This window comes from Streptomyces sp. NPDC104367, assembly GCF_055583825.1.
In genome coordinates this window covers 107,438-123,236 of the sequence record NZ_JBVJND010000033.1, presented here as the reverse complement: position 1 = coordinate 123,236, position 15,799 = coordinate 107,438, and the positions used below count along the sequence as shown (strand labels likewise).

14 protein-coding genes are annotated in these 15,799 nt (G+C 73.8%); 11 read left to right on the top strand and 3 right to left on the bottom strand.

Annotation, left to right across the window (positions count from 1 at the left end):
* Positions 1-319: 319 nt before the first annotated feature.
* Both ACZ619_RS36815 and ACZ619_RS36810 read left to right on the top strand, forming a co-directional pair.
* Positions 320-925, top strand: a complete 606-nt coding sequence (locus ACZ619_RS36815; protein WP_469608606.1) for an Rv1733c family protein — start codon at positions 320-322, stop codon at positions 923-925.
* A 177-nt stretch (positions 926-1,102) separates the two neighbouring features.
* Positions 1,103-3,529, top strand: coding sequence for a right-handed parallel beta-helix repeat-containing protein (locus ACZ619_RS36810; protein ID WP_469608604.1), 2,427 nt, complete (start codon positions 1,103-1,105; stop codon positions 3,527-3,529).
* On the opposite strand, the gene ACZ619_RS36805 is transcribed toward ACZ619_RS36810, so the two are convergent.
* The gene (locus ACZ619_RS36805; protein ID WP_469608601.1) at positions 3,530-5,854 is read right to left on the bottom strand and encodes a hypothetical protein; all 2,325 of its coding nucleotides are present in this window, start codon (positions 5,852-5,854) and stop codon (positions 3,530-3,532) included.
* 291 nt (positions 5,855-6,145) lie between these two features.
* Between ACZ619_RS36805 and ACZ619_RS36800 the strand changes: the two genes are divergently transcribed.
* Together ACZ619_RS36800 and ACZ619_RS36795 are read left to right on the top strand one after the other, a co-directional pair.
* On the top strand, positions 6,146-6,961 hold the full coding sequence (locus ACZ619_RS36800) for a DeoR/GlpR family DNA-binding transcription regulator (protein WP_469608599.1): 816 nt from the start codon (positions 6,146-6,148) through the stop codon (positions 6,959-6,961).
* A 66-nt stretch (positions 6,962-7,027) separates the two neighbouring features.
* The gene (locus ACZ619_RS36795; RefSeq protein ID WP_469608597.1) at positions 7,028-7,489 is read left to right on the top strand and encodes an SRPBCC family protein; all 462 of its coding nucleotides are present in this window, start codon (positions 7,028-7,030) and stop codon (positions 7,487-7,489) included.
* Between the two features lie 294 nt (positions 7,490-7,783).
* Here ACZ619_RS36795 and cds1 read toward each other — a convergent pair whose 3' ends face one another.
* A complete protein-coding gene (gene cds1 / locus ACZ619_RS36790; protein WP_469608596.1) occupies positions 7,784-8,908 on the bottom strand; it encodes an L-cysteine desulfhydrase Cds1 in 1,125 nt (374 codons plus the stop codon).
* Positions 8,909-9,262: 354 nt separating this feature from the next.
* On the opposite strand from cds1, the gene ACZ619_RS36785 reads away from it, so the two are divergent.
* The 6 genes from ACZ619_RS36785 to ACZ619_RS36760 all read left to right on the top strand — a co-directional run bounded on the left by ACZ619_RS36785 (position 9,263) and on the right by ACZ619_RS36760 (position 13,385).
* The gene (locus tag ACZ619_RS36785) at positions 9,263-9,586 is read left to right on the top strand and encodes a hypothetical protein (protein ID WP_469608594.1); all 324 of its coding nucleotides are present in this window, start codon (positions 9,263-9,265) and stop codon (positions 9,584-9,586) included.
* 183 nt (positions 9,587-9,769) lie between these two features.
* The gene (locus ACZ619_RS36780; RefSeq protein WP_469608592.1) at positions 9,770-10,348 is read left to right on the top strand and encodes an ATP-binding protein; all 579 of its coding nucleotides are present in this window, start codon (positions 9,770-9,772) and stop codon (positions 10,346-10,348) included.
* A 432-nt stretch (positions 10,349-10,780) separates the two neighbouring features.
* Positions 10,781-11,350, top strand: coding sequence for a TetR/AcrR family transcriptional regulator (locus ACZ619_RS36775; protein ID WP_469608590.1), 570 nt, complete (start codon positions 10,781-10,783; stop codon positions 11,348-11,350).
* 5 nt (positions 11,351-11,355) lie between these two features.
* A complete protein-coding gene (locus ACZ619_RS36770; protein WP_469608586.1) occupies positions 11,356-11,754 on the top strand; it encodes a (R)-mandelonitrile lyase in 399 nt (132 codons plus the stop codon).
* 129 nt (positions 11,755-11,883) lie between these two features.
* Complete coding sequence (locus ACZ619_RS36765; protein WP_469608584.1) at positions 11,884-12,468, top strand: DUF4865 family protein; 585 nt, start codon at positions 11,884-11,886, stop codon at positions 12,466-12,468.
* Entirely contained in the window at positions 12,462-13,385 is a 924-nt protein-coding gene (locus ACZ619_RS36760) for a phosphotriesterase family protein (RefSeq protein ID WP_469608582.1), read from the top strand. Before ACZ619_RS36765 ends, ACZ619_RS36760 begins: the two co-directional genes overlap by 7 nt.
* Here the strand turns inward: ACZ619_RS36760 and ACZ619_RS36755 are convergent.
* On the bottom strand, positions 13,382-14,854 hold the full coding sequence (locus ACZ619_RS36755; RefSeq protein WP_469608579.1) for a ketol-acid reductoisomerase: 1,473 nt from the start codon (positions 14,852-14,854) through the stop codon (positions 13,382-13,384). The two genes, ACZ619_RS36760 and ACZ619_RS36755, sit on opposite strands and share 4 nt — an antisense overlap.
* An 88-nt stretch (positions 14,855-14,942) precedes the next feature.
* Here ACZ619_RS36755 and ilvY point away from each other — a divergent pair, with 88 nt between their 5' ends.
* The gene (gene ilvY / locus ACZ619_RS36750; protein ID WP_469608576.1) at positions 14,943-15,797 is read left to right on the top strand and encodes an HTH-type transcriptional activator IlvY; all 855 of its coding nucleotides are present in this window, start codon (positions 14,943-14,945) and stop codon (positions 15,795-15,797) included.
* The last annotated feature ends 2 nt before the right edge of the window (positions 15,798-15,799 follow it).

Sequence of the window (15,799 nt, the reverse complement as noted above, 5' to 3'; positions counted from 1 at the left end):
GACGGACATCGAGCTCGCCGCATAACCCCAGCAACACCGAACCACACCAAACCCGACAGGGGTGCCTTGACGGAAGACATAGAGGCACCCCCCGTGCGCCGGTCCGCCTCGGCCGACGGCCGATCTCGCGCCGTCTCGCTCCGTCTCACTCCGTCTCACTCCGTGGTCACGGGAACCCGGCGCGCCGGTCCGGACGTTGGGGGTTGTGAGGGGTTCATGAAGGTGCCGCCCGGGGGTGATTTCGCTCTCTCTTCGACCGCGGGCGCGGGTGAACGGCTCGGGCGGAGGTTATGACGGAGCGGGAAGGGGGTGGTGGACGGTGCGAGTGATCCGCGGCCTGTGGCGCTGGCGCCACAACCCGCTGCGCCGCGCGACCGACCTGGTCGAGGCGTGGGTGGCGCTGGGGGCACTGCTGCTGATCGCGGTGGCCGCGCCCCTGCTGGGCTCGGTCGTCGGCGCCGCGGCCCAGGGCGCGCTCCAGCGGTCCGTCCGGCAGCAGCAGCACGACCGGCACCTCGTGACGGCCACGGTCGTCCGCAAGCTCGGCAACTCCCTGGTGGAGCCCGACCCCGACGTCACCAGCACCCACGACACCCGCAGCCGCGTCCTCGCCGACTGGACCGCACCCGACGGCGCCCACCGGCACGGCCCGGTCCTGACCACCCTCAACTCCCCGCACAAGGGCGACCACTTCGGCGTCTGGACCGACGCGCACGGCCGAATAACCGCCCGCCCGCTGGACCGTGCGACCGCCACGACGCACGCCGTGCTGGCCGGGGTCGGCGCCGCACTGCTCGTCGCGGGGCTGGTGGAGGGCGGCAGACGGATGATCGTCTGGCGTATGGTCCGTCGCAGGTACGCCCGTTGGGACCAGGCCTGGGACCGGGCGGGCCCGGACTGGGGCAAGGCAGGCACAGGCAGCTGACACCCTTTTCCCCTCTGGTCGTTCCACCACCTCGGCGCACGCTACGGTGGACCGGCCGAAGCCCATTCGGCATCGACCCGCGCGCGAGCGAACCGCGGGGGCGACACCGCCGTCCGCGGGTGGCGTCCCGCAGGCCAGCGAGCGATCTGTACGACGAGGTGGGGGCAGAGCAACACCATGGCACAGGGCACGGTCCAGGTGACGCACACCGGCACATCGCGGTGGCGGCGCCGCACGGGTGAGTACGCGTCGCTCGCCGCCGCCCTGGAGGCCGCCGCCGACGGCGACGTCCTCACGGTCGCGCCCGGCACCTACCGGGAGAACCTCGTGGTCCAGCGCGCGGTGACGCTGCGCGGCCCGGAGGGCTCGCCCGGCTCGGTGCGCATCGCGCCGGTGGACGGCGTCCCGCTCACCGTGCGGGCCTCGGCGGTCGTCCAGGACCTGCATGTGGAGGGCCAGGACGCGGCCGCGCCCGCGCTGTTGGTCGAGGAGGGCACACCGGAGCTGCTCGACGTGCGGATCGTCACCCGCTCCGCGGCCGGCATCGAGGTGCGCGGCGGGGCGCGGCCGACCGTGCGGCGGTGCACCGTGGACAACCCGGCCGGCATCGGCATCGCCGTACTCGACGGCGGTGGCGGGGTGTTCGAGGAGTGCGAGGTGGTGGCGGCCGGCCAGGCGGGCGTGGCGGTGCGCGGCGGGGCCCGGCCCCGGCTGGAGCGCTGCCGGGTGCACCACGCCTCGGGCACCGGTCTGACGGCCACCGGGGAGAACTCCGCGCTGGAAGCCGTGGGCTGCGAGATCTACGAGGTGCGGGGCTCCGGGGTGCAGGTCACGGCGCGGGCCACGGCGCACCTCACCGACTGCGACGTGCACCGCACCACCGCCGACGGCGTCACCCTGGACACCGACGCGGTGCTCACGCTCGCCGACTGCCGTATCCACGACATCCCGGAGAACGCGGTCGACCTGCGCTCCCGTTCGGTGCTGACGCTGACCCGGACCACGGTCCGCCAGTTCGGCCGCAACGGCCTGTCGGTGTGGGACCCGGGCACACGCGTGGACGCCAACCAGTGCGAGATCTTCGACAGCACCGGCGACTACCCGGCGGTGTGGGTGAGCGACGGCGCGACCGCCGTCCTGGACTCCTGCCGGGTGCACGACGTGCCGGACGCGCTCTTCGTCCTCGACCGCGGCTCCCGCGCGGACGTCGTCGACAGCGACCTCTCCCAGGTCCGCAACACGGCCGTGTCGGTCAGCGACGGCGCGACGGCGCAGCTGGACGACTGCCGGATCAGGGACGCGGCCACCGGCGCCTGGTTCCGCGACCACGGCAGCGGCGGCACCCTCAACAACTGCACGGTGGACGGCACCCAGACCGGGGTGATCGTCACCAAGGGCGCCGACCCCACCATCGAGCGGTGCACGGTCGACTCCCCCGCCGAGGCCGGGTTCTACGTGTCGGCGGGCGGCCGGGGCAGCTTCCTGAACTGCCGGGTCACGGGCAGCGGCGGCTACGGCTTCCATGTGATCGACGGCTGCCGTACGACGCTGCGCAAGTGCCGTACGGAGCGCTGCGCGCGCGGCGGTTACGAGTTCGCGGACGCCGACCCGGGCGCGGGCCCGGTGGCGGAGGACTGCACCAGCGACGAGAGCGGCAGCCTGCGGCCGCCGGCGGCGCGCGAGACGGCCGTGCAGACGACGGGTCAGTCCGCCGGTCTGCTCGGCGCGATCCCCGGCCAGCGCAGCACCGAGCAGGAGCCCCTCCTGACGCCGGAGGCGCCCGAGGAGCCGGCCCGGACCTCCAAGGCCGTGCTGGGTGAACTCGACGCCCTGGTCGGCCTGGAGAGCGTCAAGCTGGAGGTCCGTGCGCTCACCGACATGATCGAGGTCGGCCGCCGCCGCCAGCAGGCCGGTCTGAAGGCCGCCTCGGTCAAGCGGCACCTGGTGTTCACCGGCTCCCCCGGCACCGGCAAGACGACGGTCGCCCGGCTCTACGGCGAGATCCTCGCCTCCCTCGGGGTGCTGGAGAAGGGCCACCTGGTCGAGGTGTCCCGGGTGGACCTGGTCGGCGAGCACATCGGCTCCACGGCGATCCGCACCCAGGAAGCGTTCCAGCGGGCGCACGGCGGCGTGCTGTTCATCGACGAGGCGTACGCGCTGTCCCCGGAGGACGCCGGGCGTGACTTCGGCAAGGAGGCCATCGACACGCTGGTGAAGCTGATGGAGGACCACCGGGACGCCGTGGTGGTGATCGTCGCGGGGTACACGGAGGAGATGGAGCGCTTCCTCTCCGTCAACCCCGGTGTGGCGTCCCGTTTCTCGCGGACCATCACCTTCACCGACTACGGCCCGGACGAACTGCTGCGGATCGTGGGGCAGCAGGCCGACGAGCACGAGTACCGGCTGGCACCGGGCGTGTCCGAGGCGCTGCTGGCGTACTTCACGGACCTCCCGAAGGGCCCCGCATTCGGTAACGGCCGTACCGCCCGGCAGACCTTCGAGGCGATGGTCGAGCGGCACGCGAGCCGGGTGGCGCAGATCCCCGACCCGAGCACCGACGACCTCACCCTGCTGTACGCCGAGGACCTGCCCGAGCTGTCCTGATCAGCCCGGCTGCGGCCGCTGCCCGGGCAGTTCCGGGCGCAGCCGCGCCAGCAGCCGCTCCCGTTCCTCGGCGAAGACCGGGTCCGCCTGGTAGTCGGAGTGGCCGAGGATCGGGGCCGGGAGCGGGTGCCCGGCGGTGCGTCCGTAGGCGAGCGGGTCGTTCAGCGGCCCGTGGTCGACACCGGGTCCGGCGCCGTCGCCGTCGAGGCGGACGGGGCCGCCGATGGGGTCGGTGAGCCGGTAGAGGTTGCGCCAGCAGGCGACGTCGCCGTGCAGGGAGCCGAGTTCGGCCGGGCCGAAGTGGGCCGGGAACCAGCGGCCGTAGAGGCGTTCCAGCGGGGAGCCGTAGGTCAGCAGGGCGACCCGCCTGCGGACGGACGGGGTCAGCTGCCAGGCCGCCGCGGCCGCGAGGACGCTGCCCTGGGAGTGGCCGGAGATGACCAGCCGGCCGCCGGTGCGGCGGGTCCAGGTGGCCATCCGCCAGGTCAGGTCGGGCACGGCGCGCTCGGCGTAGCAGGGCGGGGCGAAGGGGTGGGCGGCGCGCGGCCAGAAGGTGCCGACGTCCCAGAGGATGCCGATGGTGCGCCGGGCGGAGGGGTCCTTGTAGGCGCGCCGCCCCCAGGTGACGAACAGTATGAAGCCGAACCCGACCAGCCAGGAGCCGAGCGCCTGGGAGGCCTCGGCCGCGCCGTGCACGAGGGTGTACGTCCGGTCGGCGGCCGCGTCCGGGGTCCGGCCGGTGGCCAGCGCGCCCGCCAGAGCCCCGGCGCCCAGTGTCAGCGTGGCGCCGCACAGCACGGTGACGACGAGCGGCGTGCGGTCGGTCAGGGCGGCCATCGCGCGGACCCGGGCGATACGCCGGGTGCGGGCGATGTCCTCGGGCTCGCCGGGGTGGTCCTCGTCCACGGCGGCGCGTTCGGCGCGGCTGAGCCGCGAGGTGCGCCAGGAGAGCCAGGCGACCGCGGCCAGCAGCACCACCAGCACGGGCGGGATCGCCGACGCCTGCCAGGTCAGCAGCACGGGCGGCCCGGCGATGGACGTCCCGGTGCCGTCCAGCCAGTCGGAGACCCGCTGGGCGACCCCGCCGGAGATCACCCCGCCCAGCGCGCAGGCCAGCAGCGCCACCGCGGGGCCGCCGAGGCCGCGCATCGCCGCGCGCGGGTCGGGGAGCCGGCGGTGCAGGTCGTGGGCGACGGCGCCGAGAACGATCACCAGCACTCCCTGCGCCAGGGCGAGGCAGCCGAAGGCAGTGTCTCCGGCGAGCCGCCCCTCGGACCGCCAGCCCGGCCGGGACCAGCCGGCGTACAGCGCGACGAGCACCAGCAGGGTCAGCGCGGCGAGCGGCAGGCGGCGGACGAGACGCCGGTCGAGTTCCTGGTCGAGGAGGTTCTCGCTGCGGCCCCGGCGGCAGACCGCCCACACCACGGCGACGGCGCCGGTGACCAGCGCGCCGGTCAGCAGGCGTCCGAGCGTGTCCAGCGGGCCGGCTCCGCCCGTGCGGCGGTCGAAGGCGGCGGCCGGTGCGAGGACGGCGGCGGCGACCGTCAGCAGTCCCGCCGCGGTGTGGGCGGCGCGCAGCCGGGCGACCAGCCGGCGGCCGTACCAGAAACCGGGGCTGCCGAGGGTGGTGCGGCCGGGCTCGGGTTCGTGGGCCATGGGCCGGGTCGACTCGTAGGCGCTCCAGGTGCGGTGCGAGAGGTACCAGAGCAGGCCGGTCAGCGCGGTGGGCACCAGGGCGGCCAGCGCGAGCCTGCGGCCGGGGGCGCTCCACCAGCCGCCGGAGCCGGACGGCGAGAGGAAGCCGAGCCAGGTGTGCCGGCGGGCGCAGGCGCCGACTCCGGCGCACTGCCAGGCGGTGAGGTCGAGGGCGACCTCGCAGGCCGCGGCGACGAGCAGCACGGTGAGGGTGAGCCCGGCGAGCCGGACGAGCAGACCGTAGAAGCGCACGGTGCGCGGCCGGTCCTCGGCGGCGGGGCGCATCCAGTGCGCGAGGTTGACCACCATGAAGGGCAGCAGGAGCAGCCACAGGGCGCGCGAGGCGTTTCCCGAGGTGAGGTTGGACCAGACGTAAGCCTCGGGCACCGGGCGGTCGCGGTAGTCGCCGGGTCTGGACTCGGCGTCGACGTCCTCGGCGCGCCGGAAGACCGCCGCGGTGTCGTCGCCGGTGATCCGCACCGTGCGCGGGTCGTCGAGCATCTCCTCGGGTGTGGTGCCGCCGACCCCGTGGACCAGGAGTTCCAGGTCGATCTCGGGCACCGGGGCGGTCGCCGTCGTCGTGGACCGCTCGGCGGGACCGCCGGCGGTGCTGTCCTGCGCGCGTTCCACTCTTGTCGCACTTCCCCCGTGACGCGCCGATGGTTTTGTCCGTGCGGGTGTCAGGATCTCCGATTTCGGTGTGCCACACACCACTCGTCACGGAATCTCCCCGATGTGTGTGACACCCGGTGCGACACGTGGTGACCGAATGGCATGTGCGCGCCGTCACCGGGAGTGGCGCAACCCGCACGGTCCCGTGAAAGGATGGGGCACCCTCGCATCGAGCCGGCCGGAATGTCCTGGTCGGAGGTGGTGCGCGGGGCGTGTCGGACGGCTTGAGGCGAGAGGACCGGAGCGTACGTGAGCGAGAACCAGAACCTCCTCGCGGAGCAGCGCCGCGCCCTGATCCTGGACGAGGTGCGGCGCCGGGGCGGCGTACGCGTCAACGAGCTGACGCGCAAGCTCGGCGTGTCGGACATGACCGTGCGCCGGGACCTGGACGCGCTGGCCCGGCAGGGGGTCCTGGAGAAGGTGCACGGCGGCGCGGTGCCGGTGGTCGAGGCGAGCACCCACGAGCCGGGGTTCGAGGCCAAGTCGGGGCTGGAGCTGACCGCCAAGGAGGACATCGCCCGGGCCGCCGCCGAACTGGTCGTGCCGGGTACGGCGATCGCCCTGTCCGGCGGTACGACGACGTACGCGCTGGCCCACCAGCTCCTGGAGGTCCCCGACCTGACCGTGGTGACGAACTCGGTGCGGGTCGCCGACGTCTTCCACGCGGCGCAGCGCGTCTCCGGGCAGCGCCAGGGCGCGGCGACCGTCGTCCTGACCGGCGGGGTGCGCACCCCGTCCGACTCCCTGGTGGGCCCGGTGGCCGACCAGGCGATCGCCGCCCTCCACTTCGACCTGCTGTTCCTCGGCGTGCACGGGATATCGGTCGAGGCCGGCCTCTCCACGCCCAACCTCGCGGAGGCGGAGACCAACCGCCGCCTGGTGCAGTCGGCCCGGCGGGTCGTGGTGGTCGCCGACCACACCAAGTGGGGCACGGTGGGCCTGAGTTCGTTCGCCAAGCTGGAGCAGGTCGACACCCTGGTCACGGACGCGGGCCTGCCCGCCGCCGCGCGCGCGGAGGTCTCGGAGCATCTGCGCCGCCTGGTGGTCGCGGGCGAGAACGACTGAGGCTACAGACAGCTGACGGACTGTCAGCTACCTTTTCGTGACGGCGTCGCACGAGGAGGTTGCCCGGTGTCCCATCAACTGCGCCCGGTGGAAATCGACTTCACCGAGACCGCACCCGTACGCCTGGTCTTCGCGGAGGAGATGGCCGCGGCCCCGGAGACGGTGTTCCGGGCCCTGGCGGAGGACGTGCCCGGCTGGTCCGAGTGGCTCACGGGCGTGCGGGCGGCCCGTCCGACGGAGCGGGGCCGCGAGGTCCGGCTGCGGGGCGGCGTCCGCTTCGAGGAGACGGTCGTGGTGTCGAAGGCGCCGGAGGTGTACGCCTACCGCGTGGACGTGACGAACGTGCCGGGCGCGCGGGCCTGGCTGGAGGAGTGGCACCTCACCCCGGCCGGCACCGGGACCCGGGTGCGGATGACGTTCGCGATGGACGGTACGGCGCCGTTCCGGGCGGCGTGCCGACTGGCGGCGCCGGGCATGGGCCGGACGATCCGCGACGCGGTACGCGCACTCGACCGACGCCTGCCCTGAGCACACCGCGGCCGGCGTCCGGCCCCGTTCCGGTTTGCGGAGCCGTTCCGGTTGCCGGAGCCGTTCCGGCCCTCGGAGCCATTCCGGTTCGCAGACCCGTTCCAGCCCTCGGAGCCGCTCCGGTTCGCGGACCCGCTCCAGCCCTCGGAGCCGCTCCGGCCCTCCGAGCCATTCCGGTTCGCAGACCCGTTCCAGCCCTCGGAGCCGCTCCGGTTCGCGGACCCGCTCCAGCCCTCGGAGCCGCTCCGGCCCTCCGAGCCATTCCGGTTCGCGGACCCGTTCCAGCCCTCGGAGCTATTCCGGCCAGACCCCCGTGTCCAGCAGGCTGCCGATCGCGGTCGCGTACGGCGCGATGTCCAGCCCCTGCTCCTCGACCCATGTGTCCGAGTAGTACTTGTCGAGGTACCTGTCCCCCGGATCGCACAGCAGCGTCACCACGCTCCCGGAACGCCCCTGCGCCACCATCTCGGCCACGATCTTCAGGGCGCTCCACAGCCCCGTCCCGGTGGATCCCCCGGCCTTCCGCCCGATCGTCCGCTCCAGCGCCCGCACCGCCGCCATGCTCGCCGCGTCCGGCACCTTCATCATCCGGTCGATCGCCCCCGGCACGAAGCTCGGCTCCATCCGGGGCCGCCCGATGCCCTCGATGCGGGAACTGCAGTCGCAGGTGACGTCGGGATCGCCGGTCGTCCAGCCCTCGAAGAAACAGGAGTTCTCGGGGTCGGCGACACAGATCCGCGTATCGCGCTGGGTGTAGTGGACGTACCGCGCGAGCGTCGCGGACGTACCGCCGGTCCCGGCCGTGGCGACGATCCACGCAGGCTCCGGGAACCGCTCCGACTCCAGCTGGCGGAAGATGGATTCGGCGATGTTGTTGTTGCCGCGCCAGTCCGTGGCGCGTTCGGCGTAGGTGAACTGGTCCATGTAGTGGCCGCCGGTCTCCACCGCGAGGCGCGCCGACTCCTCGTACATCTTCCGGGAGTCGTCCACGAAGTGGCACCGCCCGCCGTGGAACTCGATGAGCCGGCACTTCTCGGCGCTGGTCGTGCGCGGCACGACCGCGATGAAGGGCACGCCGATCAGCTTGGCGAAGTACGCCTCGGAGACGGCCGTCGAGCCGCTGGACGCCTCGATCACGGGGCGGTCCGGCCGGATCCAGCCGTTGCACAGGCCGTAGAGGAAGAGCGAACGGGCCAACCGGTGCTTGAGGCTGCCCGTGGGGTGGGTCGACTCGTCCTTGAGGTAGAGGTCGATGCCCCAGGCCTCCGGCAGCGGGAAGCGCAGCAGGTGTGTGTCCGCCGAGCGGTTCGCGTCCGCCTGCACCTTGCGGACCGCCTCTTTGAGCCAGTCGCGGTAGGCGCTGTCGCTGTGGTCGACGTCGAGGGTGGCGCCGGTCCGGATCTGCGGGGTGGTGCTCACGGCGGGACTCCTTAGGCTTCGCGCCGACGGCGTCCGAACGCGGCCGGCACCTCGATCATAAACACCTTCAACACGCTTCTCACCTGCATAAACACATCTTTGGGCGCCTCAAAGGCCCCCTGGGGAACAGTGGCCCGAACCGTCGGGGGCGCATTTATGCGAGTGCTCCCCGCGCTCCGGCCCGGCGCACCGTGCGCACTGGTGCTCCCCGCCGGGGGCGGGCAGACTGCCAGCGGACGGGACGAACGTCCCGAACGGGGGCGCACACTGGATCACGACACGAGCCGGAGCGCGCCGGGCGGGGCCACGAGCTACCGGACCGGCGGCCGAAGCATCGAAAAGGGGCGGGGCACGATGGCGGAGCCGGAGTTCACGGCCACGGGCGTGCGGATCGACAAGCGGCTGCGTTCGCTGACCCGGGCCGGACAGGTCCGGATAAGGGACGGCAGGCTGCAGCTGCTGACGAGCTACGGCAGCGAGATCGACAGCGCGCCGGTACAGGCGGTGCGGGCCTCCAGGCCGTGGTTCGCGGCGGAGGACCGGGCCCTGGCCGACCTCAACGGCCAGCGCTACTCGCTCACGCTGGGTGACCACGATCCCGCGCCGGGCGAGCCCGGGCCGCCCGCGGCGCGCCGCTTCATCGAGGCGGTACGGCGGGCCGCGGGACGTGACGACTGAACCACGGCGAGTTGCGGGACCGAACGCGCCGGGTCACGCTTGTCTCACGTCACTCTGGGTTTACCGGCGATAACGCTGCGAACCAGCCCGCCGGCCACGACAGCAGGCGGCCCCATGCGCGGCGGCACCCTGCTCCATTCGTTCTCCGTGTTCTTCCGGACCTCACGTCGGGGAGTCGCAGCCGTGATCGAACACCCAAGCAGACACTGCTCGGTGGAGCTCCAGGCTCTGCCGTCGCGGATCGGCCAGGTCCGCAGAATCGTATCTGCGCAATTGCGTTACTGGCATCTGGACCCGTTGATAGACCGGGCCGCGCTCGGTGTGACAGAGCTGTTGACCAACGTCCACCTGCACGCTCAGCCCGACAAGAACTGCACCGTGGAGATCGAGCTCCAGCTCGACCGGCTCACGGTGTCGGTGCGCGACCACGATCCGCGCCTGCCGGTCCTGGAGGACGGTACGGACGTCGCACCGATGGCCACCTGCGGGCGGGGGCTGGCGATGGTGGCCGCGGTCAGCGAGAGCTGGGGTGTACGGCCGCACGACGACGGCAAGGTCGTGTGGTTCACCCTGCCCGCGCCGACGGCACCGCCCAGGACGGCCCACCCGCCGCGCCGTACGGCCGAGCCGGCCCCGCGCCGGATCGTCGAGACGCAGCCCGCGGCCGTCGGAGCACCCGCAGCCGGGCACGCGGCCGACGAGGCCCCCGCCACCGCACACGTGGCCGCACGCACTCCCGCCCGCTCGGCTGTCGCCAGTTGAGCGGGCGGTGAGTCTTCCGCTCCGGTCCCCCGCCGCCCCACGACGACGCCCCCGGCACACCCGGGCGCGCCACCGGCCACACGGGGCGCGGGTCCGCGCGGCGGACGGGCACCGTGCCGCCGGAGCCGCCGGGACCCTGAACGGGGCCCGTCCACAGCGCTCGCCGGCCAGGCACCGAACGCCATGAAGGCGTGAAGCGTGGGACGGCGTCCGCGACGACCATGACGGGCCCGACCGCCACGCCGGTCGTCGGCGCGCTCGCCGTGGCCGCGGTCCACCCGGAGCCGCGCGGCGCGTCGCGCCGCGCGAGGCCACCGGTCACGGCATGACGGTCGGCGTCGGCACGCGGCCCCGGCCGCCCGGGGCCGGGCGAGCGGGAGCCGCCCCGGCGCGGCCCGCTCCGGGAAGGACTGGCGTTCTGTAACTACTAGTATGTACAGTCATCGTATGAGCACGTCGGAACGGTTGATCGAATCCACCCGTGAGCTGCTGTGGGAACGGGGTTACGTAGGCACCAGCCCCAAGGCGATCCTGGAGCGCGCCGGTGCCGGCCAGGGCAGCATGTACCACCACTTCAAGGGCAAGCAGGAGCTGGCCCTGACCGCGATCCGGCGGACCGCCGAGGAGCTGCTGGCCACGGCCGAGGCGCTGCTCACCGGCCCCGGCACCCCGTACGAGCGGATCGAGGCGTATCTGCTGCGCGAGCGCGACGTGCTGCGCGGCTGCCCGATCGGCCGGCTGACGATGGACCCGGACGTCATCGCCAGCGACACCCTGCGCGCACCCGTCGACGAGACGCTCGGCCGGATCCGGGAGCTGATCGCCGGGATCGTCGAAGAGGGCAGGGCGCAGGGGCAGTTCGGGCCCCAGGTGAACGGCGAGGAGATCGCCGCGGCCGTCCTCGCGACCGTGCAGGGCGGCTACGTGCTGGCCCGCGCCTCCGGTTCCCCCGCCGCGTTCGACGCCGGTGTCCGCGGCCTGCTGTCCCTGCTGAGGAGTTGACGTACATGCACATCACCCGAACCCGCCCCGACACCGAGCCCGGACCGGCGGAGAACTTCAGCGGCACGGTGTGGCTCGACCGGGTCGCGACCCCCGCCCCGCCGTCCCGGCTGCGCCTGTTCAACGTCCACTTCGCGCCCGGCGCGCACACCGCCTGGCACCGGCACCCGCACGGACAGGTGCTGCACGTGCTGGAGGGCGAGGGGCTGGTGCAGCGCGAGGGCGGTGAGCCGGAGACGATCCGGGCGGGCGACACCGTGTGGATCGAGCCGGGCGAACGGCACCGGCACGGCGCCGGGCCCCGCACCTTCATGACCCATCTCGCGGTCGTGGAGGCCGCCGAGGACGGCACCACCACGGAGTGGGACGCGCACGTGTGCCCCGACGACTACCCCACCGCCTGAGACAGGCGTCCGAGGCCGGCGCGTCCTGGACCGCCGCCCGAGACAGCCGCCCGAGACAGCCGTCCGACACCAGCGTCCGAGACCGCCGCCTGGCACCGCCGCCCGATTCCGCCGAGGAAGGCCTGCGACATGCACGCCCTGCAGTACGAGTTGACCCTGCCCGCCGACTACGACACCGGCATCGTCCGCGACCGTGTCGCCCGCGTCGGCCACCTGCTCGACGACTGGGACGGCCTCGGGTTCAAGACCTACCTGCTGCGCGAGCGCGGTGTGCACGGCTCGCAGGTGAACCAGTACGCGCCGTTCTACCTGTGGAACACCGTGGAGGGCATGAACCGCTTCCTGTGGGGAGGCGCCTTCCAGGGCCTGGTCGACGACTTCGGACGGCCCGCGGCCCGGCAGTGGTCGGGCCTGGCCTACGAGGAGGGCCGCGCGGCCGACGCGCCCGCGGCGTTCGCGGTACGGCGTCGGGAGCCGGTGCCGGACGGGGTCGAACTGGCCGCGCTGACGACGGAGATCGCCCGGGACACGGCACGGCTCGCCGGCGCGGAGGGTGCCGTGCTGGCCGCGGCGGCCGTCGACACGGCCCGCTGGGAGCTGGTCCGCTTCTCGCTCTGGGCTCACGACGCGCCCGAGGCCGAGGGGGACCTGTTCCAGGTGCTCCACATGTCGGCGCCCGGCCGCGACCGGCTGCCGCGCGGACGCCAGTGGTGAGCGGCGGGACCGCAGCGGTCCGCACGGTCCTCGGTGACATCGGGCCCGGGCGGCTGGGCGTGTGCGACGCCCACGACCACCTCTTCATCCGCAGCCCGCTACTCCCGGGCCGAGAGCTGGACGACGCGGGCGCGGCACGGGCCGAGCTGGCGGCGTTCCGGGCGGCGGGCGGGGCCGCCGTCGTGCAGTGGACGCCGTACGGGATGGGCCGGCGGGCCGCCGACCTGCCGGAGCTGTCCCGTACGGCCGGGGTGCACGTGGTCTGCGCGACGGGGCTGCACCAGGCGGCGCACTGCGCGCCGCGGACGCTCGCCGAGGTGCGCGGGAGGCTCGCCGAGGTCTTCGTCGCCGAACTGACCGAGGGCATCGGCACGTCCGGGGTGCGCGCCGGTCTGATCAAGGTGGCGGGCGGCTTCCACGCCCTGGACGCGCACGCCCGCTGGACCATGACCGCGGCGGCCGAGGCCCAGCTGGCGACCGGTGCGCCGATCGCCGTCCACCTGGAGCTGGGCACCGGTGCGCTCGACGTACTCGACCTGCTATGCGGGGAGTTGGGGGTCGCCGCCGACCGGGTGATCCTCGGCCATCTGAACCGCTCCCCCGACCCGGTCGTGCAGCGGGAGGCGGCCGGGGCAGGCTGCTGGCTGGCCTTCGACGGACCGTCCCGGGCCCACCACGCCACCGACTGGCGGATGCCGGAATCCGTCCGGGCCCTGGCCGAGGCCGGGTTCGGGGACCGGTTGCTGCTCGGCGGGGACACCGTGGCCGCCGGGGCCCGTTCGGTGGACGGCGGGCCGGGCATGCCGTACCTGCTGCGGCGGGTGCGGCCGCGTCTGGAGGCGGAGCTGGGCGCGGAGCAGGTCGAGCGCATCCTGGTCCGCAACCCGGCCCGGGCCTTCGCCGCGGACTGGCGTTAGGCGACCGAGATGTCCACCGACGGGCGGAGCTTCGCGGCGGCGGCCAGGGCCTCGTGGGCCGGATGGGTGGCGAAGGCCGCCAACAGGTCCCGGTCGGCGGGGAGTCCGGCTGCGGGGAAGGCGATCTGCTCGTAGGCCGCCTGGAAGCGCGGGCCCCAGCGGCGGGCGCCGAGCCGGGCCGTGCGCGAGCAGTTGTCGACCATGTAGGCCACGTCCCGGGCGTGCATGTACGGCAGCAGCGAGTCGACCGCCTCGATGACGGACTCGTTGACGATCTCGGACCAGGGGTGGCCGCGGTCGGCGAACTCGTCGATCTGCGCCATCATCGTGGCGACGAACACCCCAGCGGTGAACGGCTCGACGGACAGCTCCCATTCGGCCCGCCGGGCCCGCACCCGCTCCCCCGCCGCCCACATCGGGGAACCGCCGATCCGGCTCATCTCCCGCTGTCCGAGGCGCCGTTCGGCCAGGATGACGCTGCGCAGCTCGGTGCCGTCGGCGACCTCGTCGTAGATCTCGGCGACGAGTTCACGGGCCGGTGGGTACGTCGCCGTGTAGGCCCGGTCGAAGACGTCCCGCCCGGCCGGGTCGAGGTCGTCGCGCACGGCCCGGATGCCCGAGCGGGAGATCGTCCGGGCGAGGGGCCCGGTGACCGTCTCGCAGGACCGCTCGTAGGCCGTCGTCTCGTCGTCCCCGGCGAGCCGGTAACGGCCGTACAGGCTCTCCACGACGGCGTGCACGGCCCCGAGCAGCACGGCGCGCTCGCCGACGACGTCGGAGCGGTACTCGCTCTCCAGCGTGGTGCGGAAGGTGTACGGCGACCCGAGCGCGACCGACCAGCCGAGGGCGAGGTCGGTGGCCCGGCCGTCCGGGTCCTGGGCCACGGCGAAACTGCTGTTGATCCCGGCGCCGTTGATCTCGGCGCCCTGTTCGTACAGGCGGCGCACGGAGTCGCCCATGCCCTTGGGGCAGACGGCGATCACGCCGTGGCCGGGCGGGAGGTCGCCGCCGGTCTCCCGGAGATGGCCGAGCAGGAAGCCGTGCGAGAGGCCGACGACCGCGCCCGGCCTGAGCGCGCCGAAGATCTCCCGGTGGTGGGCGGCGAGCGCGGCGTCGGCGATCAGCAGGATCAGCAGGTCGCTGTCGGCGGCGACGGCGAGCCAGTCGCCGAGGGTGCCGTTCTCCTCGGTGAAGCCGTGGGCGCGGGCGTCGGCGGCCGAGGCGGAGCCGGGGCGCAGGCCGACGGCGACCGTGATGTCCGTGCCGGTGAGGGAGTCGCGCAGGTTGCGGGCCTGGGCCCGGCCCTGCGGGCCCCAGCCGAGCACGCCGATCCGGCGCACCCCGGCGAACGCCCGGGGCAGCAGTGGGAAGAGGTGCCGCCCGCCGCGCAGCACGGTCTCCGTGCCGCCGGGCACGTCCAGGGTGTCGAGCGGGAAGACGCGGGAGGTGTAGGTGCTCGTCGAGGTCATGGTCGAGTTGTAGGCTCCGGACGGGTATTGCGGCAAGCGCAACTTGCGCAGCGCACTGTTGCGGAACATGAAAGGGAGTGGTCAGGGCGTGCGGGACGACCATCGGGAGCTGCGGCTCTTCCTCCATCTCGCGCAGTCGCTCAACTTCGGGCGGACCAGCCTGGAGTGCCATGTCAGCCCGGCCACGCTCACCCGGACCGTGCAGCGGCTGGAGGCGGACCTGGGTCACCGGCTGTTCGACCGGGGCCCGCGCGGGGTGTCCCTGACGGCGGAGGGCCACCGTTTCCGCGCGTACGCCGTCCGTGCCCTGGAGCTGTGGCAGGCCTATCGCGACGAGCACCCCGATCCGGCCGAACTGACCGGCAGACTCGCGGTGTTCGCCACGGTGACCGCCTGCCAGGCGCTGCTGCCGGATCTGTTGGCGCCGTTCCGGGCGGCGCATCCCCAGGTGCGGCTGGATCTGCGGACCGGCGACGCGGCCGCGGCGCTGGCCCGGCTCGACGAGGGCGAGGTCGACGTGGCCGTGGCGGGGATCCCGGCGCGGCTGCCGGAATCGCTGGCCGGCCGGACGGTCGCGGTGACGGACCTGGTCCTGGTCACCGCCCGCGACCGCCCCGACCCGGGTCTCGGCGGCCCGTTCGTGCTGCCGCACCGCGGGCTGGTCCGCGAGGCCGCCGACCGCTGGTTCCGTGCCCGGGGCGGGCCGCCGGACCTCGCCGGTGAACCGGACGGCCACGAGGCCCTGTTGGCCCTGGTCGCGCTCGGCTGCGGCACGGGAGTGGTGCCGCGCCTGGTCCTGGACCACAGCGCGGTGCGGGACCGGCTGACGGTGGTCCCGGCCGAGCCGGCGCCGGAGCCGTTCCCGATCGGGCTGTGCGTGCGCCGGGCCGACCTGCGCCGGCCGCTGGTGGCCGCGCTGTGGAGCCTGACGGCCCCTTCCTAGAG